This is a genomic window from Pseudomonas sp. 2,4-D (assembly GCF_030418155.1).
GTDB lineage: Bacteria > Pseudomonadota > Gammaproteobacteria > Pseudomonadales > Pseudomonadaceae > Aquipseudomonas > Aquipseudomonas alloputida.
The window spans coordinates 1-23675 of sequence record NZ_JAUHUI010000053.1 but is presented as its reverse complement, the minus strand read 5'-3'; the positions used below and the strand labels follow the sequence as shown (position 1 = coordinate 23675).

Here is a 23675-nt window from a genome sequence, read left to right as displayed (position 1 = left end):
TCATTAAGCGCTGGAATGCCCTTTCCCTGACAGGATGAATTTATGACAAGACTCACGGTACAGTCCGGCGATTTCTTGCAAGGTGAAGGCGAGTATCGCAATGGATCGCTCACACTCAAGACCGCGCGCAGCCCCTCACCCGGTGAGCGGATTTCCTTGGCACGCATCAGCGACTTGCGGCTGGCCAGCCTGGAAACCAACCGCAGCCTTGGCAGCGCCTTGGGCTGGGGCATGGCCGGCGCCCTGGTGGCAGGGCCAGTAGGGCTGCTGGCCGGGCTGTGGTTGGGTGGCAAGGAAGAAGAAGCGACCTTTCTGGCCACCTTCAAGGATGGACGCAAGCTGATGGCCATTACCGATGGCAAGACTTGGTCGAAGATCGATGACAACTGGCGGCAGCACAAGCGGTCGATCAGGACAGGCTGACTGAATACGCTGGGCCTGGATCGTTTTATGTAGAGGGCGGCTGGTAAGATGCCGCCTTTTTCATGGCCTGTGCCGGCCTCTTCGCGGGTAAACCCGCTTCTACAGGGGTATCACCAACTCGTGCATCACCTCCTGGTGTTTCACCAACCGGTGTATCACCACCCGGTGCATCACCAACTGGTGTATCGCCACCCGGTGTTTCACCAACCGGTGTAGGAGCGGGTTTACCCGCGAAAGGGCCGGCACAGGTATCGCGCATCCAGGAGCCCCACCGCATGCCCCCGCATCACCCCCGCCTGCCCCTGAGCCTGCTCAGCCTGGGCCTGGCCCTGCAGTGCCCCTCTGTGTTTGCCGAAGACAGCGTGATGCTGGCCCCGTTGCAGGTCTCCGACACATACGCCAATGATGGCTACCAGGCACGCCAGGCCGCGGTGGGCGGCTTCCAGCCCGCGCCACTGCTCGACACCCCCGCCTCCGTCAGCGTGTTCAGCCAGCAGTTGCTGGAAGACCGCCAGGTACGCAAGCTTAGCGAAGTGTTGCAAAGCGATGCCTCGGTCGGCGAAAGCTATGCCCCCATCGGCTACTACGAAAACTTCAATGTGCGCGGCTTCGAGCTGAACGCCGCCAGTAGCTATCGCATCAATGGCCAGACCATAGCCGGGGAGCAGAACGTAGCCCTGGAGAACAAGCAGCAGGTGGAATTGCTCAAGGGCCTGTCCGGGCTGCAGACCGGCGTGTCGGAGCCTGGCGGCTTGATCAACTATGTGACCAAGCGCGCCGAAGACATACGCAGCGTCACGGTATCGACCAACGAACAGGGCGAACGTTATCTGGCCACCGACCTTGGCGGCTGGTTCGGCAGCGAAAAGCAGTTCGGCCTGCGCGCCAACCTGGCCCATGAAGACATCCGCACCTACGTCGACCACGCTGACGGCAAGCGCGACTTCGCCTCGCTGGCATTCGACTGGCAGATCAACCCGGATGCCACCCTGCAGCTGGATGCCGAGTACCAGCATCGCGAACAGGCGTCGGTGCCGGGTTACCAACTGCTCGGAGGCACTGAAGTGCCCCACGGCATCGACCCGGAAGACCGCCTGGCCTACCAACATTGGGCAAAGCCCGTGCAGAACGACTCGCTGAACCTGGGCGGGCGCTTCGAATACCGCTTCAACGATACCTGGACGGGCACCGTGAGCGCCTCTCGCAGCAAAGTGGTGATCGACGACTACAGCGCGTTTGCCTGGGGTTCGAGCGAGGGGGCGTTTTTCGGCAGCAATGGTGACTACGACATCTATGACTTCCGCAGCCCCGACGATACCCGCCGTACAGACGAGGCGCAGGCCATGCTCAACGGGCACTTCGATGCCCTGAGCGTGGGGCACGAGCTGACCGTGGGTACCAGTGCGCAGCGACGCACACTGGATCAGCGCCCGTACTACAACGAGTGGCTTGGGACCGGCAACATCCATACCGACGCCCCGGACCTCGATCCATCCGACAAACCCGTCGGCGCCAGCGAACGCCGGCTGGACAGCCGCCAGTACGGTTTGTTCGTCAGCGACCGCATCAGCTTCAACGAACAATGGCAGACCGTGCTGGGCGCCCGTGAAGTGCGCCTGGATGAAAAGACCTGGGACGAGAACGGCGTAGCCGGGCGCCATACCCGCCAATACGAGCTGCTGCCCAACGCTGCGCTTATCTACAAACCGCAGCCGAACACCACGGTATACGCCAGCTACGCCAAGGGCCTTTCTGCCGGAGGCACGGCCCCTTGGTTCGCCAGCAATGCAGCTGAGATCCTCGCGCCCACCACCTCCCGCCAACTGGAACTGGGCCTCAAGCACGACTGGCAAGGCCTGAGCCTGAGTGCCGCCCTGTTCCAGATCCGCCAGGCTTACCAGTACGCGCGCCCGGACGGCACCGGCAACTTCACCTACGTGCAGCAAGGCCAGCAGAAGAATACCGGCCTGGAACTGGGCGCCAGCGGCCGGGTGACCCCGAACCTGCAGGTACAGGCCAGTGCGGCAGCCATTCGGGCGCGGGTGCAGAACAGCGGTACCGAAGCCTATGAAGGGCACCAGGCGATCAACGTGCCTAAATTCCGGGCGGCGCTGCATGCGGAATATACCCTGCCGGTTCCGGGGCTGGCGCTGCTGGGCGGGGCGCGGTATAGCGCCAGCAAGTATGCGAGCCAGGCGGGCAATGTGGAGGTTGGCGGGTATACCGTGTTCGACCTTGGCAGCCGCTACAGTACCCGTGTTGCCGGGTATGACACGGTGCTGCGGCTGACGGTGGATAACGTGCTGGACAAGCGTTACTGGCGCGATGTGGGCGATTACCTGGGGGATAACTACCTGTTCCAGGGGGCACCGCGTACCGCTCGGCTTTCGGCTTCGATCAGCTTCTAGATTGCCGGGGCCGCTCTGCGGCCCTTTCGCGACACAAGGCCGCTCCCACAGGTGTGGACTGCTCCCAAGGGTTGGATTGGTGTCCAACTTCTTGGGGGCAGTCCAGGTGTACCCCGATTGCCTGTGGGAGCGGCCTTGTGTCGCGATGGGCTGCGCAGCAGCCCCAATGGCCTTGAAAACAAAAAGCCCCCGTGCTTTTCAGCGCGGGGGCTTTTTGTAGAATGTGGCGGTGAAGAAGGGATTTGAACCCTTGATACGATTTCTCGTATACACACTTTCCAGGCGTGCTCCTTCGACCACTCGGACACTTCACCGTTTCTCTTCAAGCCTTGCGGCCCGTCGAGGTGCGCTAATTTAGTGAAAGACGTTTCCTTTGGCAAGCATTTTTTTCAATTTTTTCATGTATTTGCACTTGGGCTGCCGTGAGCACTGACCGACCAGTCAGCCTTGCTGCTTTACCTCGCCCCTGGCGCTGGGTAACGTCGTCGCCACGCCAACAAAAGGACTCTGCCATGAGCGAGCTGATTACCTACCACGCCGAAGACGGCATCGCCACCCTTACCCTGAACAACGGCAAGGTCAATGCCATCTCGCCGGACGTCATCACTGCCTTCAATGCAGCGCTGGACCGCGCTACCGAGGAGCGTGCAGTAGTGATCATCACCGGGCAGCCGGGCATTCTGTCGGGCGGTTACGACCTCAAGGTGATGACCCGCGGCCCCCAAGAGGCCATCAGCCTCGTCACCGCCGGTTCCACCCTCGCCCGCCGGCTGCTGTCGCACCCGTTCCCGGTGGTGGTGGCCTGTCCCGGCAATGCCGTGGCCAAGGGCGCCTTCCTGCTGCTGTCGGCCGACTACCGCATTGGCGTCGAAGGGCCGTACAAGGTATGCCTGAACGAAGTGCAGATCGGCATGACCATGCACCACGCCGGCATTGAACTGGCCCGCGACCGCCTGCGCCGCTCGGCCTTCCACCGCTCGGTGATCAATGCCGAAGTGTTTGACCCGCAGGGTGCCGTGGATGCCGGCTTCCTCGACAAGGTGGTGCCGGCCGAGCAGTTGCAGGAAACGGCAATGGCCGCAGCGCGGGAGCTGAAGAAGCTGAACATGCTGGCGCACAAGAACACCAAGCTGAAAGTGCGCAAAGGGCTGCTGGAGGCGCTGGACAAGGCAATCGAGCTGGATCAGCAGCATATGGGCTAGCCGCACGGGCCCTTTCGCGTGTAAATCCGCAGTTCAACGGGCATGCGTAACCTGTGTAGGAGCGGGTTCACCCGCGAAAGGGCCGGAACAGTCATGCAGCCAGGTTTGCCCCAGCCAGTGTACACCCGTACACTGAAAGGCGAATGTCTGGTGTGAGTCGTACTATGCTTTATTCATTGCGTATGTTTCTGCTGGCGCTGCATTTTCTGGCCGCTGGCGCCGTGGGCCTGATCATTGGTCTGTGCCGCCCCTTCAACCCTGACAACAGCCGCGTTTTCGCCCGGCTCTACAGTTTGCCGGCCACCTGGCTGATGCGCATCAAGGTAAAGGCCGAAGTCGGCCCATTGTGGGACCACCCGCCCGGCTGTGTGATCGTGGCCAACCACCAGTCCAACTTCGATCTGTTCGTGCTGGGCCAAGTGGTGCCGCAGCGCACCGTCGCCATCGGCAAGAAGAGCCTGGGCTGGATCCCGCTGTTCGGCCAACTGTTCTGGCTGGGCGGCAACGTGCTGGTCGACCGCAAGAATGCCTATCAGGCGCGCAGGGCCATACAGAAGACCACCCGGGTTCTGCAGGACGACACCTCGATCTGGATTTTCCCCGAAGGCACCCGCAATCCCGGCGAGCACTTGCTGGCGTTCAAGAAAGGCGCGTTTCACATGGCCATCGAGGCCGGTGTACCGATCGTGCCGGTCTGCGTCAGCCGCTATGCAAGGCGCCTGAGCCTGAACAGCTGGCGCCAGCGCACGGTGATTGTGCGCTCGCTGCCGCCCATTGCCACGACGGGCATGACGCTGCAGGACCTGCCAGCGCTGATCGAGCAATGCCGTGGGCAAATGCAGCAGTGCATTGACCGCATGGAAAAAGAACTGGCCTGATCCGGGGTTGCTCTGGAGCCGGGTACAGCCCAAGCTGTATCCGTGTTCAAACGAATAAGCGGACAACCATGGGTCGAGTCGTGGCATCGGCGGTGTACAGCGCCGGCAGGAAGGTCACCAACATCAGCATCGACGAAGGCAGCGAGTGGGCGCGCAAGCCGGGGCATTTCGTGTGGATCGGCCTGGAAGAGCCCAATGCCGAAGAGCTGGCGAACCTGCAGTCCCAGTTCAACCTGCACGAACTGGCCATCGAAGATGCCCTGGAAAAACACAGCCGGCCCAAGCTGGAAACCTTCGGTGACGCGTTGTTCATCGTCACCTATTCGCCAGTGCGCCACGAAGGCAAACTGGAATTCATCGAAACCCATATCTTCGCGGGCAACGGCTACATCATCACCTGCCGCAACGGCCACTCCAAATCCTACGCCATGGTCCGCCAGCGCTGCGAGGCTCGGCCCCTGCTGCTGGAACATGGCGAAGACTTCGTGCTGTACGCCCTGCTCGACTTCGTCACCGAGAACTACCAACCGGTCAGCGAGGCCATTCATGGCGAGATCGAAGCGCTGGAGGAAAGCGTACTGGGCGGCTCGCTGCGGGAAGACGACATCCGCCGTCTGCACAGCCTGCGCCGCGACATCCTGCGCCTGCGCCGCTACGTGGCACCTCTGGTTGAAGTGAGCGAAGAACTGCAGCGCCTGAGCTTCCCGTTCATCGACAAGAACATGCGCCCGTACTTTCGTGATGTGCAAATTCACGTGACGCGACAGATGGAAGACTTGGCCGGCATCCGCGACATTGCCAGCCAGACGATCGAGATCGGCATGCTGCTGGAGTCGTCACGGCAAAGCATCGTGCAGCGCAAATTCGCAGCCTGGGCGGCGATTCTGGCATTCCCTACGGCCATTGCCGGGGTTTATGGGATGAACTTCCAGAACATGCCAGAGCTGAGCTGGCACTACGGTTACTTCGCGGTACTGGGGGTGATTGCGACGGGGTGTGCCGGGTTGTATGCCAGCTTCAAGAAATCGGGTTGGCTTTGATGGCCTCTTCGCGGGCGTGCCCGCGAAGGGTTGCCACCGATTAAGCGGCGCTGTCGCTGGCCTTTGACGGCTGCTGGATAAACCGCAACATCCACTCCCCTACCAAATCCCCCTGGTGCTCGGTGGTCAGGCTGGCGACAGCCTTGTGATACACCTCGTCACCCAGGTATTCCTGCCGCGCATCGAGCAGTGCGCGGGAGTAGTCATGCACGAATTCCGGGTGGCCCTGGAAGCACAGCACCTGGTCGCGAATGTGATACGCCGCATTCGGGCAGAAATCGCTGGAGGCGATCACCGTAGCGCCTTCCGGCAGTTCGGTCACCTGGTCCTGGTGACTGATCAGCAAGGTCAGCTCCGACACCTCCGGGTCCATCCACGGCGCATGCGCCGCCAACGAGTAGCGATGAATACCCACGCCCCAGCCTTGCTCAGCCCGCTCGGCCTTGCCACCCAGGGTCAAGGCCAGCAACTGGTGGCCAAAACACACACCCAGCAGCTTTTCACCGCGCTCGTACAGCTTGAGCAGGTAGGCCTTTAGCGTCTGGATCCACGGGTCGGTACCGAACGAATCGGCCTTGCTGCCCGTCACAAGGTAGGCATCGAACTTTTCACTGTCGGCGGGATAGTCGCCGTGCATCACGTTGTACACAGAAAATTCGGCGGCAATCGGCTGACGCGAGAAGAGCTGCTCGAACATCCTGCCGTAGCCCTGATATTGCGCCGTCAACTCCGGTCGCAGGACATCGGTTTCAAGGATGCAGATGCGTAACGACATAGGGGTAGTCCTGAACGACATGGGTGGGAATCTGCTGTAGAGACTGCCGCGAAAGGCACGTACAAGCAAGTAGGCTGCACTGACGAACGGTCACATTTCGTCGGCGCCTGCCGGGTATTGGCGCCACTGTCTAGATAGAGCGTGCCAGCTAGATAGCACTTAGCCTCATAGCCAAAGGAATGGTTTTAGTGAACGGTTAGAACAAAGGGTTCTCAAATATGGATAACGCACACCCTACTGTTGAAGGTATATCCACTTTCAAGAGGCAAGCAGTCCGGCGCCATGCAACGCCGCTGCGATCGACCCGAAGCGCGACAAGGAAGCCAACGGGTATTCAGGAATAACAACAAGAAGGCGGTCCGCCATGTTCAGACAATCGAAAATTCGCCAAGCTGGGCTCATTTTATTTGCCACCACGTTGCTGTTGATCTTGCCGAACCTGACACGTTTGTTTGGCTGACTGCGGCGGTGGCGCCAACGGGCAACGCACAGGTAACCTGCTGGCCTTGATGGTCGGAGATTGCCTATGCGCCACTGCCTTGCCCTGCTAGCGTTGGTCCTGAGCCTGCCATTGTCGGCGGCGCAACTGCACCTTGAACTGGGCGCTACAACGCGCCAGTGGAGCAGCGTCGAACTGCTTGGCCACCCTGAGGCCCAGGACATCAGTATCGAGCAGGACGTATCCTACAAACGCCCCATGCACTATCGGGCGGTGCCGCTGGCCACGCTGCTGGAAGGGGTGAGCGCCCGCGATCACCTGCAGGCCGTGGCGCTGGATGGCTTTGCCGCCGAAATGCCCGCTGCGCAATTGCTGCAGCCAGGTCCAGCACGGGCCTGGTTGGCCGTGGAAGACCCAGGCAAGCCGTGGCCGCCACTGGGTCAAGGCAAGCCAAGTGCCGGGCCGTTCTACCTGGTATGGACTGCGCCGCAGGCCAGCGGGATCCGCCCTGAACAGTGGCCATTCCAGATCGCCACCCTTCGCAAGCTGGCCCCGGTGGATCAGCGGTTTCCTGCGCTGCTACCCGACCCGATGCTGCCGACCGACAGCCCGGTGCGTCAGGGCTTTGCCCTGTTCCGGCAGAATTGCCTGGTATGTCACCGGTTGAACGGTGCGGGAGATGGGCAGGTGGGGCCGGACTTGAATGTGCCGTATAACCCGACCGAGTATTTTCAGCCGGTTTATTTACGCAAGTTGATACGCGACCCGCAAAGCCTGCGGCGGTGGCCGCAGGCGAAGATGCCGGGGTTTGCCGAAAGTGTGTTGAGTGAACAGGAACTGGATGCGCTAGTGGCCTATTTGGGGCACATGGCAGCGCGTAAGCCTTGAGGGCCTCTTCGCGGGTTAACCCGCGAAGGGGCCAACACAAAACTGTCAGGCCGTGAGCCGTTCGTGCTTGACGCCCCACCCTTCCACCTCCCCCCCATACGGTGTCACCAACTGCTCGAAGGCCTCTTCAAAGTCGCCAATCCCGCCATGGGTGGCGTACATGACCTTGCTCAGTTCCAGGTGCCAGGCACCGTCGCCCAGCTCCTTCACCTGGGCATTGAGCGATTCCCCGCGAAACTGCCCGGCTGCACGACGGGCCCCTGCTTCGTCCGGGAATACGGCATAGAACTCGATAGGGTGGATCTGGGTGAAGTCGAAACCGCCTGCTTTCATCTGGCGCAGGACGTTGCTGCTGATATCGTCGTTCTGGCTGCTCATGAATCGTCCTCCTGAATAAAGCAATGGATAGACTTTCCGTGCACTACGCACCTGCCGGCAACGGCCGGGCAGTTCGAGCTGATGCAAGACGCGAATTATTGAGGCGGCGCCAACCCACAGAACAGGTAGGCCCTCCACCAGCGTAGCGCCTGCCAAGGCACCACGCAAACGTGTGGTTCAGGGTACTTCGTGAATGCTGGTGATGGTCACACCGCTATGCTCTTTGAGCCAGCGTGCGGTCGGGGAGATGATACGGTCCTGGAAGTCGTTGAGGTCCAGCTCGTCCATCACCGGAAACAGGTGTGAGCGGATGGCCCGCGCAACGTCTTCCTCGCTGGGGCAATGCTCGGCATGCAACAGCAATGTGGACGGTTCGCCCTTCTGGTCGGCAAAAATGACTTCCCACTCTTTCATTGAACGGACCCTCTCAGTCAACGAACACCAGGTGTGTGATGCCTGAATAACTGACCTTGGGGCGGGGATAATGTTCAGTCCGGGAAAATTGTGCGGGGCCCATTCGCAGGCTTGCCCGCGCCCACAGGGCCAGCACGAGGTTCGAACCCTGTGCAAGCCTGTGGAAGCGGGCAAGCCCGTGAATGGGCCGCAACGCGGCCCCGGTTTACTTCGGTGTGCCGTGCACTACGCCAGCGGTGTTATCCAGCAGGCTCTTGGTCGCCGTCTGGATATACGCTTCCAGCTTCTTGAGCATTTCCGGCTGGTCCGGGCTTTCGATCAGTTCGGCCTTGAACTCGCTGCCCAACTGGTAGCGGTACATCCGCGGGCTCATGTCCTTGGACTCGATCAGGATACGGTCACCCTGCACCAGCCCGACAATCTGCTCGCTGCCCGACGGTTTGATCATGCCCACGCCTTGGTCACCCTCGGGCAGGTTGAGCAGGTCGCGCCCCCAGCACTGGTGGCGAGCCTTGCCACCCAGGCGGCCCATGATGGTCGGCACGATGTCGACCTGGGTACCCACGGTGTGGTTCACCGCACCGAACTTCTCCTGAATGCCGGGGGCAATCAGCAACAGCGGCACGTTGAAGCGGCCCAGGTCCAGCTCGGTAACCTGCTGGTGGTTGCCAAAGCCATGGTCACCGACGATGACGAACAGGGTGTCCTTGAAGTAAGGCTCCTTACGCGCCTTCTCGAAGAACTGGCCCAGCGCCCAGTCCGAATAACGCATGGCGGTCAGGTGCTCGTCCAGACGGCCCTGGCCGGTAACCTTCTCTACCGGCAAGTCCTTCGGCAGGGCATACGGCGTGTGGTTGGACAGCGTCTGCAGCAGCGCGTAGATCGGCTTCTTGCCATCATGCCTGGCCAGCTCTTCGTTGCCGCGGTCGAACATGTCCTGGTCGGACACGCCCCAGGTCGGGTCGGAGAACACCGGGTTGACGAAGTCGTTACGGCCGATGAAGGTGGTCATCCCCTGGTTGCCGAAGAACCCGGACTGGTTGTCCCAGGCAAAGTCGCCGTTGTAGACGTACACGTCGTCGTAGTCACGGGCGCTGAGCAGGGCCGGCAGGCCCGACAGCTTATGGCCGCCTTCCGGGGTCTGCATCAGGTATTCGAAACCTGGCAGGTTGGGGAAGCAGGCCATGGTGGCGAACATGCCCTGGTGGGTATGGGTGCCGTTGGAGAAGAAGCGGTCGAACAGCAGGCCTTCTTTGGCCAGCTTGTCGAAGTACGGGGTGATGTTGTTGGGGCTGCCCAGCGCACCTACCGAGTGGCCGGCGAAGCTTTCCATCAGGATCACCACCACGTTCTTGATCGGCAGGGTACGGTCAGCTGGCGGCACAAAGTCGCGGCGGATGGCGGCTTCGTCGGCGTCGACCAGTGTATCGTGGGCGGTCAGCAGTTGCTCACGCACACTTTGCGTGGCCACGTCCTGCTGCAGGACTGGCTTCCAGATGTTGGCACGGTCCTCGCCAAAGCGGCTCTTGGCGGCGTCGATCAGGGTCAGGGTGCCGTTCAGGCCCAGCTGGTTGACGAAGTTGGAGTCAGTGGTAAAGGCATCACCCCAGCGCATCGGTGGGCCCTGGCGCAGGGTGCCACGGGCAGCGGCCACGGCCACCAGCAAGATCACCATGAATACCGCCAGGCGCTTGTACCACGGGGCAACGCGGTGCAGGCCTTCGGCGCGGGTAGCGCGATCGATACCTTTGAACAGCAGGCTCAGCAGCCAGGTACCGAAGGCCCAGGCCAGCAGGTAGCGGACCACCGGGAAACCGTACCAGAGCATGCTCATGACGGTTTTCGGGTCTTCCTTGATGTACTGGAACACCAGGCCGTTGAGGCGCTGGTGGAACTCGCGGTAGAAGTCCATTTCCATCAGGCCGAGGAACATCACCACGCTCGAAGCGAGGGTCAGCCAGAAACGGAACACGCCACGCCGGGCCATGGCCCAGGGGCTGAGCATGGCCAGCAGCAGGGGGATGCTGATGTACACCACCACCCGCAGGTCGAAGCGCAAGCCGTTGAGGAAGCCTTCGGCGACCGTCGAATAAGGGGTATCGCCGACCATGTCGTTGTTGTAGGCCAGCAGCGCCAGGCGCACCAGGCTGAGCATCAGCATGATCACCAGGCCACTGAGCAGCGTGTAGGCCAGGTGGGATTTCAGGGTCGGCGAAAATGACGTTCGCGCGCCCTGTTGCTTCAAGGCGTCGGAGTTAGCCATGAATAGGAAGGTCCTAGGATTGCGGTTTGCGAAGAGGCGATGGCGCTAGGCCAACGCAGCATTATGCGGGTGCGGATTCTCTTTAAACCAATGTGAAAATTTTGTCACGGCCCCATTACTGGCTATGTCAGTACCGCGCCTAGAGCCGCACATTTCCCCGCGGCCCGGCAATCGCCCAGATCACCAGCCCCACCACCGGCAGCAAGGCGATCAACAAGATCCACAACACCTTGATGCCCACCTCGCTGCCACTCTTGATCACGTTGAGAATGGCCCAGATATCCAGCGCCAGAATGATCAGCCCGACCAGGCTGTTGAAGGTAGATCCCATATCTGAATTCCTGTCCAGAGGCTTTGCTGCACAGCATAGTCAGCTATCGCGCCAATAGAAGGGAATCCTTGGCGGATGTCGCAGGTCCCTCGGTAGACTGACTGCATTCACTGATTCGAGGTTCGCATGCCGCCCACCCACAGCCAAAGCGCCGCCCCATCTTCACTGCTGCAGGCCTGGCGCCAGCAGGTTACCGATACTCCCTGGCTCAGCGCCGGCCTTGGGCTGAGCCTGCTGGCGGTGTGCGTGCTGCTGGCCGCCAGCCTCTGGAACGCGGTGAACGGCGACCATGCCGACAACCTGCACCTGGCCATGCTGGGCGGGTTGTCCGGCTTTGGCGCCACCGCACTGGGCGCCGTGCTGGCGGTAGTACTGCGCGATGTCAACGCGCGTACCCAGGATGTGATGCTGGGCTTTGCTGCCGGCATGATGCTGGCCGCCAGCTCGTTTTCGCTGATTCTGCCGGGCCTGGAGGCTGCCCGCGAGATCACGGGCAACGGCCCGGCCGCTGCGTTTACCGTGGTGCTGGGCATGGGCCTGGGTGTGCTGCTGATGCTGGGCCTGGACCGCTTCACCCCGCATGAACACGAAAGCACCGGCCCGTGCGGGCCCGAAGCCGAGCGCATCAGCCGGGTGTGGCTGTTCGTGCTGGCGATCACCCTGCACAACCTGCCTGAAGGCATGGCGATTGGCGTGAGCTTTGCCAATGGTGACATGAACATCGGCCTACCGCTGACCAGTGCCATCGCCATCCAGGACATCCCCGAGGGGCTGGCCGTGGCACTGGCCTTGCGCGCCACCGGGCTTTCTAACCTGAAGGCCGCGTTGGTGGCGATAGGGTCGGGCCTGATGGAGCCGCTAGGAGCGGTGATCGGGCTGGGTATTTCTACCGGCTTTGCCCTCGCCTACCCGATCAGCATGGGGCTGGCGGCGGGGGCGATGATCTTTGTGGTCAGCCACGAGGTGATCCCCGAAACCCACCGCAACGGGCACCAGACAGCGGCGACCTTGGGGTTGATGGGCGGGTTTGCGGTGATGATGTTTCTCGATACCGCGCTGGGCTGAGGCTGAACACCGGCCTGTGGGAGCGGCCTTGTGTCGCGAAAGGGCCGCGAAGCGGCCCCGGCATTATTTGCATCGACGCTGAAATCCCGGGGCTGCTGTGCAGCCCTTTCGCGACACAAGGCCGCTCCCACAGGGACTGCGCCAGGCTTTAGATGTGGACGGCGACTTTCAGGGCTTCCAGCGCCGGTTCGACCTTGATGCCCAGCGCTGCCCCCAGTTCCATTACCCGTGCCAGGTCCTGCTGCCCCACCATGACCATCTGCAGCTCGTCATCGAGCAACTGGCTGAAGTTGAGCAGCACATAACCACCCGCCTCCTTGTTCAGCGCGCCCATCTGTACCTGGATACGGTTGAGCGCGGTCAGTGGCTCGGTACGGGCCAGTTGCTTGGGCTTGAGGGTAAACGGCACGCTGTTGTCGAACGAGTCGCTGATCTGCTGGAACAGCTCCTGATAGCTGTCGGCCTGGAACACCACGGTATCCGGCAGGCTGCCCAGCACCACCCATTCGCCCAAAGGAATCGGGAAAGTGTCGTCGTAGTTGATGTCGGGGTTGGCGGCCAGAAAGGCGACAGGGTCGGCGTAGGCTTGGGCGGCCTCGTCGGCGATACGCTCGATGTCTGCCTCACGCATGCAGCCGGCGCCAATGAGGCTGATGAATTCGAGCAACTGAGTTTTCATGAAAGGGGGCCTGCGACGGGTGAAAAGTCGCCAAGGATAGCCGCAAATGCCCCCCGGCGGTTAGCCGGCCAGCGCTTGCAAGCGCGCGGCGGTGTCTGCTGCGCCCATGGTTTGCGCCGCCATCAGGGCAGTGATGCCGCGGGCATCCTGGTGCGCCGGGTTGGCCCCTTGTGCCAGCAGGTAGTCGAGGATTTCGCTGCGATTGAACATGGCCGCCAACATCAGCGCGGTGCGACCGTCCTGCGCGGCGGCATCCACCGGCACGCCATGCTCCACCAGCAGGCGAATCATCGCCAGGTCCCCTTTGAACGCAGCACCGGCAATCGGCAGCTGGCCGTTGTCGTTGGCAATCAGCGGATCGGCACCTTGCGCCAGCAGCACCCGCACCGCCTCGTGGTGGCCGTGGTAGCTGGCCAGCATCAGCAAGGTATCGCCCTTGTGATTACGCAGGTTGGCCGGCAGGCCGCTGGCAAGCAGGCGCCCGAGCATGTCGGCGTCGCCCTGACGGGCACGTTCGAACACCTGCTCGGCGAACGCAGCGGTTTCGTCGTCGGTCATTGTGGCAGGTGCGGCTTGGCTGGACATAGGGAACCTCCTGGCATAATTGATGGCCCAAGTGTTCGTCAGGCATGCCATTGCGGTCAAAGGTTCAGATTCTATAAGGCCGATAGGCAAACCCTGACCCGTGCAAAATGCACTGTGCAAAATGCACGACCGTGCAGCCTGCACGATGCCGCTTCTGCAAATTCACCGTAACCGACTGTATTTACTAGGTTTTTCGCCAACCAGGATTCTGGCACGGTCACTGCAACCATCAACTCATGTCTGCCACACAACAGCCAGGAGTTGATATGGACCTCATCCAGCAAAAGTTCGCATCGGTATTTTCGGCCTATCAGGTGAATACCAAAGCCCGGCCCGATGGCGGTGTACTGCTTACCCTGCGCGCAGCGGATGGCAAGGTTACCCGCCGGGTGCTGACCTATGGGCAATTGCACAGTGCCGAACAGCTGTCCTGGGCGATCAGTGCCATCCGTCGTGATCTGGCTGAAGAGGCCAGTGAGTTGCCGGTCATCTCGATGCTGCAGAGCCAGCAGCGGTTTGCCTTGCCGACGTACCGCTGAGGGGTGTATTGCCTGAACTGGCCTCTTCGCGGGTAAACCCGCTCCTACATTGACTGCGCGATGCCTAAGGGCGGCGCAACCAATGTAGGAGCGGGTTCACCCGCGAAGAGGCCGGCAATGCCATTACAACTCGTCGATCCCCAGAAACGCCCGCGCCGTCACATCCCCGGTAAACCGCGCCTGCATGCCCTGCTCGCTGCCATACAAGCGCAACGCCAGGCAAAACGGTGTATCACCCAACTCAACCCAACGCCGCGTCCCGGCCGGCACCAGCAGCTGGTCACCCTTCTCGCACAGCACCGAATACACCCAGTCCCCCAGCCGCAGGCCAACCTGCGCCCGCCCGCTGACCACGGCGAACAGCTCGTCGGCATCATGCACATGCTCGTCACGCACATCGACCTGGGCCGGGTCTTCACCGTCGCGGTTGAGCAGCGCGAAGGCCTTGCTGCCATGCGCCGTCATCAACTCATCCAGGTACACGCGGCAAACATCCAGCACCTCGTCCTGGGCCGTGCCCGGGCGCACCCGCAGGCCAGGGTCGGCATGCACAAAGCGCACGCCCTGCTCGGCCAACGTAGCGGCGATGTCGTCGTGGTGAGTCAGCACCTTGTTCGGCAGTGCCGGGCTGGCGGGGTGGAAAACGCTGAGAATGCTCATCAGGGGCGGGTCCTGGTCGGTTGCGAACAAAGGGCAATGATAACGGCTGCGGCCAAGGCTGCGGCACTGGCCATACCAAAGGTGAAGGTGGGGCCCAGCAGCTTCCAGCTGTAGCCTGAGTACAGCGCCCCCAGCGCACCGCCGGTCCCCGACAGCGCTGCGTAAAGCGCCTGGCCCTGGCCCTGCTGGCGGGCGCCGAAGCTGGCCTGGACGAAGGCGATGCTGGCGGCGTGGAAGCAGCCGAAGGTGGCCGCGTGCAGCAGCTGGGCGAAGATCAGTACTGCCGGCTCCTGCGCCAGGTTACCTAGCAGCAGCCAGCGCAATGCCGCCAGCAGGAAGCTGACCAACAACACGCGCTGCACGCTGAAACGGGCGAACAGGCGGCTCATGACCATGAACATCAGCACCTCGGCCACCACCCCAAGCGCCCATAGAAGGCCGATGGCACCGCGCGTGTAGCCCAAGTGCTCCAGGTGCAGGGTAAGGAAGGTGTAATAGGGCCCGTGACTGAGCTGCATCAAGGCCACGCACGCGTAGAACGCGATCACCCCCGGGGCACGCAACTGCTGCAGAAAGCCCCCCGTGCCGCTGCGCCCGCCCTGCTCCACCGGCTGGGCATTGGGCACCCACAGGCTGGCGGCGACGATGCCGGCCATGATCGTGACCAGCGCCACCGGGTAGATGTCCAGGCTCAACCATTCGAACAAGCGGCCCAGGCCAACCACGGTGAGGATGAAACCGATCGAACCCCACAGACGTACCTGGCTGTAGCGCGACGTCTGCCCGTGCAGGTGGGCCAGGGTGATGACCTCGAATTGCGGCAGCACCGCATGCCAGAAGAACGCGTGCAGGGCCATCACCAGCGCCAGCCAGGCGTAGCTTTTGCCGAAGAAGATCAGGGCGAAGGTGGCCAGGGTGCACAACGCGCCAAGGCGGACGATCAACAGCCGCTGGCCCGTGCGATCGCCCAGCCAGCCCCACAGGTTGGGGGCGACGCAGCGCATCAGCATGGGGATGGCCACCAGCTCGCCGATGCGCGCCGGGGAAAAGCCCAGGTGGTCGAAGTACAGCGCCAGGAAAGGTGCGGTGGAGCCCAGCAGGGCGAAGTAGAACAGGTAGAAGCTGGACAGGCGCCAGTAGGGGATGGGTTGCATGGGGTGGCCTTGTGGGGACCTGGGCCGGCCTCTTCGCGGGTGAACCCGCGCCTACGCGGATTCCACCCTGTCACTGCACCTGAGGGCAGTGATATCCCAATGTAGGAGCGGGTTTACCCGCGAAGAGGCCGGTGCAGTTGGATCAGCGCTGGCCCAGCACCGGGGTATTCACTTGCACATCGGCATTCTGCGCACGGTGGCGCAGCAGGTGGTCCATCAACGCGATGGCCATCATCGCCTCGGCAATCGGCGTGGCACGGATGCCCACGCACGGGTCGTGGCGGCCTTTGGTGATGACGTCCACCGGGTTGCCATCGACATCGATCGAGCGGCCCGGGGTGGTGATGCTGGAAGTGGGCTTCAGTGCCAGGTGGGCAACGATCGGCTGGCCCGAGGAAATACCGCCCAGAATGCCGCCCGCGTTATTGCTGAGGAAGCCTTCCGGGGTCAACTCGTCCCGGTGCTCGGTGCCACGCTGGGCCACACTGGCGAAGCCGGCGCCGATTTCCACGCCCTTGACCGCATTGATGCTCATCAGCGCATGGGCCAGCTCTGCATCCAGGCGGTCGAAGATCGGCTCGCCCAGCCCGGGCATCACGCCTTCTGCGACCACGGTGATTTTGGCGCCCACCGAATCCTGGTCTCGGCGCAGCTGGTCCATGTAGGCCTCCAGCTCAGGTACTTTGTCCGGATCGGGGCTGAAGAAGGCGTTCTGCTCCACCGACTCCCAGGTTTTGAACGGGATTTCGATCGGGCCCAGCTGGCTCATGTAGCCACGCACGGTGATGCCCTGGGTGGCCAGGAACTTCTTGGCGATAGCGCCGGCGGCCACGCGCATGGCGGTTTCACGGGCAGAGCTGCGGCCGCCGCCGCGGTAGTCGCGGATACCGTACTTGTGGTGGTAGGTATAGTCGGCGTGGGCCGGGCGGAACAGGTCCTTGATGGCCGAGTAGTCCTTGGACTTCTGGTCGGTGTTGCGGATCAGCAGGCCGATCGAGCAACCGGTGGTGCGGCCTTCGAACACGCCGGAAAGGATTTCCACCTCGTCGGCTTCCTGGCGCTGTGTGGTGTGCCGGCTGGTGCCGGGCTTGCGCCGGTCAAGGTCGTGCTGCAGGTCGGCGAGGGAAATTTCCAGGCCCGGAGGGCATCCATCGACAATGGCGACCAACGCCGGGCCATGGCTCTCGCCAGCGGTGGTGACAGTGAACAGCTTGCCGTAGGTATTGCCGGACATGGACGCTCCGCGAAATCTGCCAGAAATGGGTGAAAGCGGCAGTATACAGATGCTTTGATCGCCTGTGCGGGCCTCTTCGCGGGCATGCCCGCTCCCTCAGGATCACCACAGATCCGAATGCTGTGAAATACCTGTGGGAGCGGGCGTGCCCGCGAAAGGGCCGAACCTGCCATTCGCTTCCCAGAACCTTCCCGCCAACAGTGGGTCAAACCCACATCTCCCCATGTAGTACCGCATGATGTCGCGTCTCGTCGCCTTGCTCTTCCTGCTGTGCACTGGCCTGGCCCAGGCCGCCGCCCCCACTGTACTGCAACGCCCGATCGACCTGGACACCGGCCAGGGCGTGCTGCACGGCAGCCTGCTGCTGCCGCAACAGGCCACCCCGCCGCCAGTGGTGCTGATCATCGCCGGCTCCGGCCCCACCGACCGTGACGGCAACAACCCGGCGTCGGGCCGGGTCGACAACCTCAAGCGCCTGGCCCTGCTGCTGGCCAACGAACACATTGCCAGCGTGCGTTACGACAAACGCGGGGTGGCCGCCAGCCAGCCGGCCACGCCTGACGAGCGTGACCTCAGCGTGGAGCGCTACGTGGCCGATGTGGTCGCCTGGAGCCACAAGCTCAAAGCCGACCCGCGCTTCGGCCCGCTGATCCTGATTGGCCACAGCGAAGGCGCACTGATTGCCAGCCTGGCCGCCGAGCAGGCTGGCGCCAGCGCAGTCATCACCCTGGCCGGCAGCGGCCGGCCGTTGGCCGAGGTGCTGCACGAACAACTGGCCCAGCGCCTGCCGCCCGCGCAACTGGCCAGTGGCAGCGCCCTGCTCGACCGCCTGCAGGCCGGGCAGACCAGCCTGGATGTGCCAGCGCCGCTGCGCCAGGTGTTTCGCCCCAGCGTGCAGCCGTACCTGATTTCGCTGTTCCAGCAAAACCCGGCGGCAGCCTTTGCCCGCCTGCCCATGCCCGCGCTGATCGTGCAGGGGCGCAACGACGTGCAGGTGGACGTGGCCGACGCCCAACGGCTGAAAGCGGCCAAGCCAGATGCACAACTGGTCCTGATCGATGGCATGAACCACATGCTGCGCATCAGCCCCAAGGGCATGAGCCAGCAGCGCGACAGCTACCTCAACCCCGAGCTGCCGCTGGCGCGCGAGCTGGGCGAGCGAATTGTGACGTTCATCCAGCATTTGCCTTCGGCGTAAGTCAAACAGGCTCAGGTCTCAGCCATGCCTGCCGATACAGCAGGCATAGCTGAGGACAAGCCCTGATGACCACCTCCCCCACCGCCGTCGAGCCGGCCGAAGAACCCCAGGAAATCCCCGCCCTGCCCTGGGCCGAGCTGACCGCCGAGCATTTCCAGCTGCTGCGCCTGGCAGCACTGCCGACCGACCGCAGCACCGGTGCGCGGCCGCTGCGTTTTGTGCAGTTCGGCTATGCCGAGCGCCATGACAAGGCACACAGCCTGCTGCGCATGGAAATCCAGTTGCCTGGGCAGAAAGTGCACAAAGAGCAGAACCGCCTGGACATCCGCGTCGACCATGCCGAGCGCCTGGTGCGTATTGGCAATGAACATGGCCTGCAACTGGAACCGGTGAACCGTGGCATCGGCCGTTTCATGCTGGCCCAGGCCGCACAGTGGTTGCAGCGCAAGTGGTCGCACTACCGGGTGGAAGGCATGGCGCTGCCGAGCAAGGACGCCCTGAACGAGGACTCACGCCTTCGCCGTGACCAGTGCTTGCGCGGGGTGGGTATCGAGGTGCAGTACGAGGACAGCCAGCACCTGAAGGGCCGCACCGCGGATATGACGGTGGGCCAGCTCAAGGCCGCCTGGAGCAGCGAGCGCCTGCAGCGGGTGGAGATTCTGGATGCCGCCAACCTGCTGCAGCAGGCCGACCAGCAACTGCAGGAAAAGGAAGGGCAACTGCGCGAGCGGGATGAGCGCGTGGCCAAATACCAGCGCGAAGACGGCGGATTGCGTTTCACCATTACCTGCCTGGTGGCGTTTACCGTGTTCCAGGCAGGGCTGTTGATCTGGATTGCAACCCGCTAAGACCGCATCAGCCGGTGGAGATTGGGGCTGCAAAGCAGCCCCAAATAGCCTAAACGCGGGCCTTGAACAATTCCTGATGCTGGCGGCACTGCTCGGCGGTGAGCATGAACACCCCATGCCCGCCACGCTCGAATTCCAGCCAGGCAAAGTCCACCTCGGGGTACAACGCCTCGACATGCACCTGGCTGTTGCCCACTTCAACAATCAGCAAACCCTTCTCGGTCAGGTGGTCAGCCGCTTCGGCCAGCATCCGCCGTACCAGGTCCAGGCCGTCGCTGCCGCAGGCCAGGCCTAGTTCGGGCTCATGGTGGTACTCGGCCGGCATGTCGTCGAAGTCTTCGGCGTCGACATACGGCGGGTTGGACAGGATCAGGTCGAAACGCTGCCCCGGCAAACCGCCAAAGCCATCGCCCTGCACGGTGTACACGCGCCCGTCCAGGCCATGGCGCTCGATGTTCTGGTTGGCCACTTCAAGGGCCTGGAACGACAGGTCGGCCAACACCACCTCGGCCTCCGGGAACACATCGGCGGCGACGATGCCGATGCAGCCCGACCCCGTGCACAGGTCCAGAATGCGCGCCGGCTCGCTGGCCAGCCACGGCTCGAAACGTTTTTCGATCAGCTGGCCAATGGGCGAACGCGGCACCAGCACCCGCTCGTCGACGATGAACGACATGCCGCAGAACCAGGCCTCGCCCAGCAGGTAGGCGGCCGGTACACGCTCTTCGATACGGCGCTTGAGCAAGTGCTGAAGGCGTACTCGCTCGTCGTCCTCGAGCATGCAGTCCAGGTAGCTGTCGGCCACCTCCCATGGCAGGTGCACCGCACCCAGCACCAGCAGGCGGGCTTCGTCCCAGGCGTTGTCGGCACCGTGACCGAAGAACAGGTCATGCTCGTGGAAGCGGCTGACCGCCCAGCGGATGTAGTCGCGCAGCGTGCGCAGACGGGATGTGATCACGGGGTACTCCTATTTTCAGACCGGACAAAAGTCTAACAGCCCCACCCACACATTTGTTCCTTTGCCTTGCCCAAAGGCTAGCCACAGGCCAGTAACCACGCCGCTTGCGTTGTCAACCATTCCCATTGGCGCCAAGGCAGGGGAGAATAGGTATACAAAAGCCCTATCCAAGGAGCCCTTGATGTCCGTTCCAACCACGATGTTTCGCCTCACTGGCCGCGACTATCCGCCGGCCAAGCTGAGCCACGCCAGCCTGATCATCATCGATGCACAAAAGGAGTACCTCAGTGGTCCCCTGAAGCTGTCGGGCATGGACGAGGCCGTGGCCAACATCGCCAGGTTGCTCGACGCCGCCCGTAAGAGCGGCCGTCCGATCATCCATGTTCGCCACCTGGGCACTGTTGGTGGCCGCTTCGACCCCCAGGGGCCGGCTGGCCAGTTCATTCCGGGGCTGGAGCCGCTGGAAGGTGAAATCGTCATCGAAAAACGCATGCCCAACGCGTTCAAGAACACCAAGCTGCACGAGACATTGCAGGAGCTGGGCCACCTGGACCTGATCGTCTGTGGTTTCATGAGCCATTCCAGCGTCAGCACCACCGTTCGCCGCGCCAAGGACTATGGTTATCGGTGCACCCTGGTAGAAGACGCGTCGGCCACCCGCGACCTGGCATTCAAGGACGGCGTCATTCCGGCCGCGCAGATTCACCAGTGCGAAATGGCCGTGATGGCTGACAACTTCGCTTGCGTCGCACCCACCGCCAGCCTGATCTGAGCGGCTTGCAGGACCGCCCGGCAGCCGGGCGGAACCCGATGGGCAGCAGCAGGTCGAATTCCGGATATCCACCGAGGAGAGCGGAATGAAGCTTAAAGGCAGTTTCGACGCCAAGCGCCTGCGCCCGCGCGAACCGCGTAACTGGGGCGCCCGCCTGGCGGCCGGCCTGTCGGCCCTGCTGGCGACGCTGGGCGTACTGCTGGCCATGGCCGGCGTCGCCGGCCTGCTGGGCAACTACCCTGCCCTGCAGGAACTCAACGCCAACAAACCGTTGTCCAGTATCCTCACCGTGGCTGGCTTGTTGTTGCTGTGGCTGGGTGTGCGCTTCTGGCGGCGCAGCCGTATCCGTTTGCGCCGCGGGCGGGAGCTTAACCTGTCGCCGCACCTGATGAAGAAGCACGATTGATGGTTTTGCGTAACCTGTGCGGGCCTCTTCGCGGGTAAACCCGCCCCTACAGGTACCCCGCCGCCTTCAGGCTCTGTGACATCCCTGTAGGAGCGGGTTCACCCGCGAAGAGGCCCGCACAGGCTGCACACGGCCCCACAGTCGCGTAAACTACGCCGCCTACGTGGAGGCATCATGCAAGACGACGATTTTTCCCTGTTCAAGGCCGAAGTGCGCGGCGTAAAGCCGATCCGCCACGATCGTGCCGACGTCGGCAAGCCCAAGGCCGACCGCCAGAAGCTGGCCGGCCTGCGCCAGGCGGCGACCGTGCGCAGTGACAAGGCTTTGGTCATCGATGGCATGTCCGACCAGTTCGTCATCGACGTAGGCGCCGAAGACGAGCTGATGTGGCGCCGCGATGGCGTACAGGAAGGCCAACTGCGCAAGCTGAAGCTGGGGCAGATTCCATTCGAGGGCAGCCTCGACCTGCACGGCATGACGGTGGAAAAGGCCCGCGAAACCTTGTGGGACTTCATCGCCGAAGCCACCAAACTGGAGGTGCGCTGCGTGCGGGTGACCCACGGCAAGGCCGCACGCCTGGACGGCAAGCGCCCGATGATCAAAAGCCACGTCAACACCTGGCTGCGCCAGCACCCGCAAGTGCTCGGTTTTGCCTCGTGCGGTGCCCGCCACGGCGGCACCGGCGCGGTGTATGTGATGCTGAAGCGAACCATGCTCGAAGGCCGCGACGAGTAACGCCGCGCTTGCAGCGCCGCCCTCACCGCCGTACCCTTCGTTTTTGCGATTTTTTCCCACAGGTAGATCCATGTCCCTGGAACAGAACTACACCGAGATCCTCAGCCAGATTGGCGAGGACGTCTCCCGTGAGGGCCTGCTCGACACGCCCAAGCGGGCTGCAAAGGCGATGAAGTACCTTTGCCGCGGTTATGAGCAAACACTGGAAGAAGTCACCAACAACGCTTTGTTCAGCTCTGACAACAGCGAAATGGTGCTGGTCCGGGACATCGAGCTGTATTCGATGTGCGAACACCACATGCTGCCGTTCATTGGCAAGGCACACGTTGCCTACCTGCCGAAGGGCAAGGTACTGGGCCTGTCGAAGGTGGCACGTATCGTCGACATGTACGCCCGCCGCCTGCAGATCCAGGAAAACCTCAGCCGCCAGATCGCCGAAGCCGTGCAGCAGGTAACCGGTGCTGCGGGCGTGGCCGTGGTGGTCGAAGCCAAGCACATGTGCATGATGATGCGCGGTGTCGAGAAGCAGAATTCGACCATGATCACCTCGGTGATGCTGGGTGAGTTCCGCGACAACGCCGCCACCCGTAGCGAGTTCCTCAGCCTGATCAAGTGATTGGTTGCTGGCCCCGAGCCGACCCTTCAGGGTCGGCTTTTGCATTTCAGGAGTTGCCCATGATCGTCAAAGCCCTGCGGGTTGGCCTCGGCCAGCTCATCGTCTTCGGTGACTGGATCAGCCGCCCGGCCAAGCGCAAGCGCGACCCCGCCGCCCAGGCCCGCATCGAGCAAGCGGCCAAGGGGCTGGCGCTGTACCAGTTCCACGCCTGCCCGTTCTGCGTCAAAACCCGCCGCACCCTGCACCGTTTGAACGTGCCGGTGGCGCTGCGCGATGCCAAGAACGACCCGGTGCACCGCCAGGCCCTGCAAGAAGGTGGCGGCCGGGTGAAAGTGCCATGCCTGCGCATTGAAGAAGCCGGCAAGGTGACCTGGATGTATGAGTCCAAGGCGATCATCGCTTACCTGGATGAGCGGTTTGCCGCCATCTGACTGACGCTGCAGATCCCTTGTGGGAGCGAGCGAGCCCGCGAAGCAGGCACTGCGGTGGTTGGCACGGGCTGCGCCCGTGTTCGCGGGCACGCCCGCTCCCACAAGGATTGCGCAAGCGCCTGGAAAACAGGTCGGTTTTCAGCCCACCATCGGCACATGCCGCGGGTGGCTGCTGACCCGCTCAAGCCAGGCCCTAACCGCCGGAATAAGCGGTTTGCCGCCATCTGACTGACGCTGCAGATCCCTTGTGGGAGCGGGCGAGCCCGCGAAGCAGGCACCGCGGTGGTTGGCACGGGCTGCGCCCGTGTTCGCGGGCACGCCCGCTCCCACAAGGATTGCGCAAGCGCCTGGAAAAC

The 23675-nt window shown here is 62.7% G+C and carries 26 protein-coding genes, 1 tRNA gene and 1 pseudogene; 15 read left to right on the top strand and 13 right to left on the bottom strand.

The features are described from left to right. Positions 1–42: 42 nt before the first annotated feature. Both QYE47_RS24730 and QYE47_RS24725 read left to right on the top strand, forming a co-directional pair. Positions 43–423: a hypothetical protein gene (locus QYE47_RS24730; RefSeq protein ID WP_014591965.1), complete on the top strand. Its 381-nt coding sequence runs from the start codon at positions 43–45 to the stop codon at positions 421–423. 275 nt (positions 424–698) lie between these two features. Beyond that, positions 699–2831, top strand: a complete 2133-nt coding sequence (locus QYE47_RS24725; RefSeq protein WP_014591966.1) for a TonB-dependent siderophore receptor — start codon at positions 699–701, stop codon at positions 2829–2831. Between the two features lie 224 nt (positions 2832–3055). Here QYE47_RS24725 and QYE47_RS24720 read toward each other — a convergent pair. Beyond that, positions 3056–3145, bottom strand: a tRNA-Ser gene (locus tag QYE47_RS24720). Positions 3146–3343: 198 nt separating this feature from the next. Between QYE47_RS24720 and QYE47_RS24715 the strand changes: the two genes are divergently transcribed. The 3 genes from QYE47_RS24715 (at position 3344) to QYE47_RS24705 (ending at position 5951) form a co-directional block, all read left to right on the top strand. Continuing rightward, the gene (locus tag QYE47_RS24715) at positions 3344–4033 is read left to right on the top strand and encodes a crotonase/enoyl-CoA hydratase family protein (RefSeq protein ID WP_014591967.1); all 690 of its coding nucleotides are present in this window, start codon (positions 3344–3346) and stop codon (positions 4031–4033) included. A gap of 164 nt (positions 4034–4197) precedes the next feature. Continuing rightward, on the top strand, positions 4198–4911 hold the full coding sequence (locus QYE47_RS24710) for a 1-acyl-sn-glycerol-3-phosphate acyltransferase (protein ID WP_014591968.1): 714 nt from the start codon (positions 4198–4200) through the stop codon (positions 4909–4911). 68 nt (positions 4912–4979) lie between these two features. Then, positions 4980–5951: a magnesium and cobalt transport protein CorA gene (locus QYE47_RS24705; RefSeq protein ID WP_010952874.1), complete on the top strand. Its 972-nt coding sequence runs from the start codon at positions 4980–4982 to the stop codon at positions 5949–5951. 40 nt (positions 5952–5991) lie between these two features. Here QYE47_RS24705 and QYE47_RS24700 read toward each other — a convergent pair whose 3' ends face one another. Next, on the bottom strand, positions 5992–6726 hold the full coding sequence (locus QYE47_RS24700; protein ID WP_014591970.1) for an amidotransferase: 735 nt from the start codon (positions 6724–6726) through the stop codon (positions 5992–5994). 526 nt (positions 6727–7252) lie between these two features. On the opposite strand from QYE47_RS24700, the gene QYE47_RS24695 reads away from it, so the two are divergent. Continuing rightward, positions 7253–8053 carry a cytochrome c gene (locus QYE47_RS24695; RefSeq protein WP_014591971.1) on the top strand — a complete coding sequence of 267 codons (801 nt, stop codon included), beginning with the start codon at positions 7253–7255 and terminating at the stop codon, positions 8051–8053. 45 nt (positions 8054–8098) lie between these two features. Here QYE47_RS24695 and QYE47_RS24690 read toward each other — a convergent pair whose 3' ends face one another. The 4 genes from QYE47_RS24690 to QYE47_RS24675 all read right to left on the bottom strand — a co-directional run bounded on the left by QYE47_RS24690 (position 8099) and on the right by QYE47_RS24675 (position 11439). Continuing rightward, positions 8099–8431 carry a ribonuclease E inhibitor RraB gene (locus QYE47_RS24690; RefSeq protein WP_003252824.1) on the bottom strand — a complete coding sequence of 111 codons (333 nt, stop codon included), beginning with the start codon at positions 8429–8431 and terminating at the stop codon, positions 8099–8101. Between the two features lie 177 nt (positions 8432–8608). Continuing rightward, positions 8609–8845, bottom strand: a complete 237-nt coding sequence (locus tag QYE47_RS24685) for a hypothetical protein (protein ID WP_003252823.1) — start codon at positions 8843–8845, stop codon at positions 8609–8611. Positions 8846–9050: 205 nt separating this feature from the next. Beyond that, entirely contained in the window at positions 9051–11108 is a 2058-nt protein-coding gene (locus tag QYE47_RS24680) for an LTA synthase family protein (RefSeq protein ID WP_014591972.1), read from the bottom strand. Positions 11109–11247: 139 nt separating this feature from the next. Continuing rightward, the gene (locus QYE47_RS24675; RefSeq protein ID WP_003252818.1) at positions 11248–11439 is read right to left on the bottom strand and encodes a PLDc N-terminal domain-containing protein; all 192 of its coding nucleotides are present in this window, start codon (positions 11437–11439) and stop codon (positions 11248–11250) included. 126 nt (positions 11440–11565) lie between these two features. Between QYE47_RS24675 and QYE47_RS24670 the strand changes: the two genes are divergently transcribed. Further along, complete coding sequence (locus QYE47_RS24670) at positions 11566–12504, top strand: ZIP family metal transporter (protein ID WP_003252816.1); 939 nt, start codon at positions 11566–11568, stop codon at positions 12502–12504. Between the two features lie 148 nt (positions 12505–12652). On the opposite strand, the gene QYE47_RS24665 is transcribed toward QYE47_RS24670, so the two are convergent. Together QYE47_RS24665 and QYE47_RS24660 are read right to left on the bottom strand one after the other, a co-directional pair. Continuing rightward, a complete protein-coding gene (locus QYE47_RS24665; RefSeq protein ID WP_014591973.1) occupies positions 12653–13183 on the bottom strand; it encodes a hypothetical protein in 531 nt (176 codons plus the stop codon). Positions 13184–13243: 60 nt separating this feature from the next. After that, positions 13244–13768, bottom strand: a complete 525-nt coding sequence (locus tag QYE47_RS24660) for an ankyrin repeat domain-containing protein (protein WP_014591974.1) — start codon at positions 13766–13768, stop codon at positions 13244–13246. Positions 13769–14034: 266 nt separating this feature from the next. Between QYE47_RS24660 and QYE47_RS24655 the strand changes: the two genes are divergently transcribed. Continuing rightward, the gene (locus tag QYE47_RS24655) at positions 14035–14307 is read left to right on the top strand and encodes a DUF3509 domain-containing protein (protein ID WP_003252809.1); all 273 of its coding nucleotides are present in this window, start codon (positions 14035–14037) and stop codon (positions 14305–14307) included. 123 nt (positions 14308–14430) lie between these two features. Here the strand turns inward: QYE47_RS24655 and QYE47_RS24650 are convergent, their stop codons facing one another. The 3 genes from QYE47_RS24650 to aroC all read right to left on the bottom strand — a co-directional run bounded on the left by QYE47_RS24650 (position 14431) and on the right by aroC (position 17355). After that, positions 14431–14967: an oxidase gene (locus tag QYE47_RS24650; RefSeq protein WP_014591975.1), complete on the bottom strand. Its 537-nt coding sequence runs from the start codon at positions 14965–14967 to the stop codon at positions 14431–14433. Next, complete coding sequence (locus QYE47_RS24645) at positions 14967–16121, bottom strand: MFS transporter (RefSeq protein ID WP_004577081.1); 1155 nt, start codon at positions 16119–16121, stop codon at positions 14967–14969. The genes QYE47_RS24650 and QYE47_RS24645 overlap by 1 nt, the downstream gene beginning before the upstream one ends. Positions 16122–16263: 142 nt before the next feature. Continuing rightward, positions 16264–17355 (bottom strand): chorismate synthase, encoded by a 1092-nt coding sequence (aroC, locus tag QYE47_RS24640; protein WP_003252803.1) that lies wholly within the window; start codon positions 17353–17355, stop codon positions 16264–16266. Positions 17356–17590: 235 nt separating this feature from the next. Here aroC and QYE47_RS24635 point away from each other — a divergent pair, with 235 nt between their 5' ends. Both QYE47_RS24635 and QYE47_RS24630 read left to right on the top strand, forming a co-directional pair. Then, on the top strand, positions 17591–18553 hold the full coding sequence (locus QYE47_RS24635) for an alpha/beta hydrolase (protein WP_070384193.1): 963 nt from the start codon (positions 17591–17593) through the stop codon (positions 18551–18553). 65 nt (positions 18554–18618) lie between these two features. Then, positions 18619–19401, top strand: a complete 783-nt coding sequence (locus QYE47_RS24630; protein ID WP_014591977.1) for a hypothetical protein — start codon at positions 18619–18621, stop codon at positions 19399–19401. A gap of 49 nt (positions 19402–19450) precedes the next feature. On the opposite strand, the gene prmB is transcribed toward QYE47_RS24630, so the two are convergent. Then, positions 19451–20359, bottom strand: a complete 909-nt coding sequence (prmB, locus tag QYE47_RS24625; RefSeq protein ID WP_003252797.1) for a 50S ribosomal protein L3 N(5)-glutamine methyltransferase — start codon at positions 20357–20359, stop codon at positions 19451–19453. A gap of 181 nt (positions 20360–20540) precedes the next feature. Between prmB and QYE47_RS24620 the strand changes: the two genes are divergently transcribed. The 5 genes from QYE47_RS24620 to QYE47_RS24600 all read left to right on the top strand — a co-directional run bounded on the left by QYE47_RS24620 (position 20541) and on the right by QYE47_RS24600 (position 23319). Continuing rightward, positions 20541–21131, top strand: a complete 591-nt coding sequence (locus QYE47_RS24620; RefSeq protein ID WP_003252796.1) for a cysteine hydrolase family protein — start codon at positions 20541–20543, stop codon at positions 21129–21131. A gap of 85 nt (positions 21132–21216) precedes the next feature. After that, on the top strand, positions 21217–21537 hold the full coding sequence (locus QYE47_RS24615) for a hypothetical protein (protein ID WP_004577080.1): 321 nt from the start codon (positions 21217–21219) through the stop codon (positions 21535–21537). A 174-nt stretch (positions 21538–21711) separates the two neighbouring features. Beyond that, the gene (locus QYE47_RS24610) at positions 21712–22272 is read left to right on the top strand and encodes a Smr/MutS family protein (RefSeq protein ID WP_014591978.1); all 561 of its coding nucleotides are present in this window, start codon (positions 21712–21714) and stop codon (positions 22270–22272) included. Positions 22273–22342: 70 nt separating this feature from the next. Further along, entirely contained in the window at positions 22343–22888 is a 546-nt protein-coding gene (gene folE / locus QYE47_RS24605) for a GTP cyclohydrolase I FolE (RefSeq protein ID WP_003252789.1), read from the top strand. A 59-nt stretch (positions 22889–22947) separates the two neighbouring features. After that, positions 22948–23319: a glutaredoxin gene (locus tag QYE47_RS24600; RefSeq protein ID WP_014591979.1), complete on the top strand. Its 372-nt coding sequence runs from the start codon at positions 22948–22950 to the stop codon at positions 23317–23319. A 138-nt stretch (positions 23320–23457) separates the two neighbouring features. Here the strand turns inward: QYE47_RS24600 and QYE47_RS24595 are convergent. Beyond that, a pseudogene (locus QYE47_RS24595) lies at positions 23458–23523 on the bottom strand (glutathione S-transferase family protein); the annotation flags it as partial. Between the last annotated feature and the right edge of the window lie 152 nt (positions 23524–23675).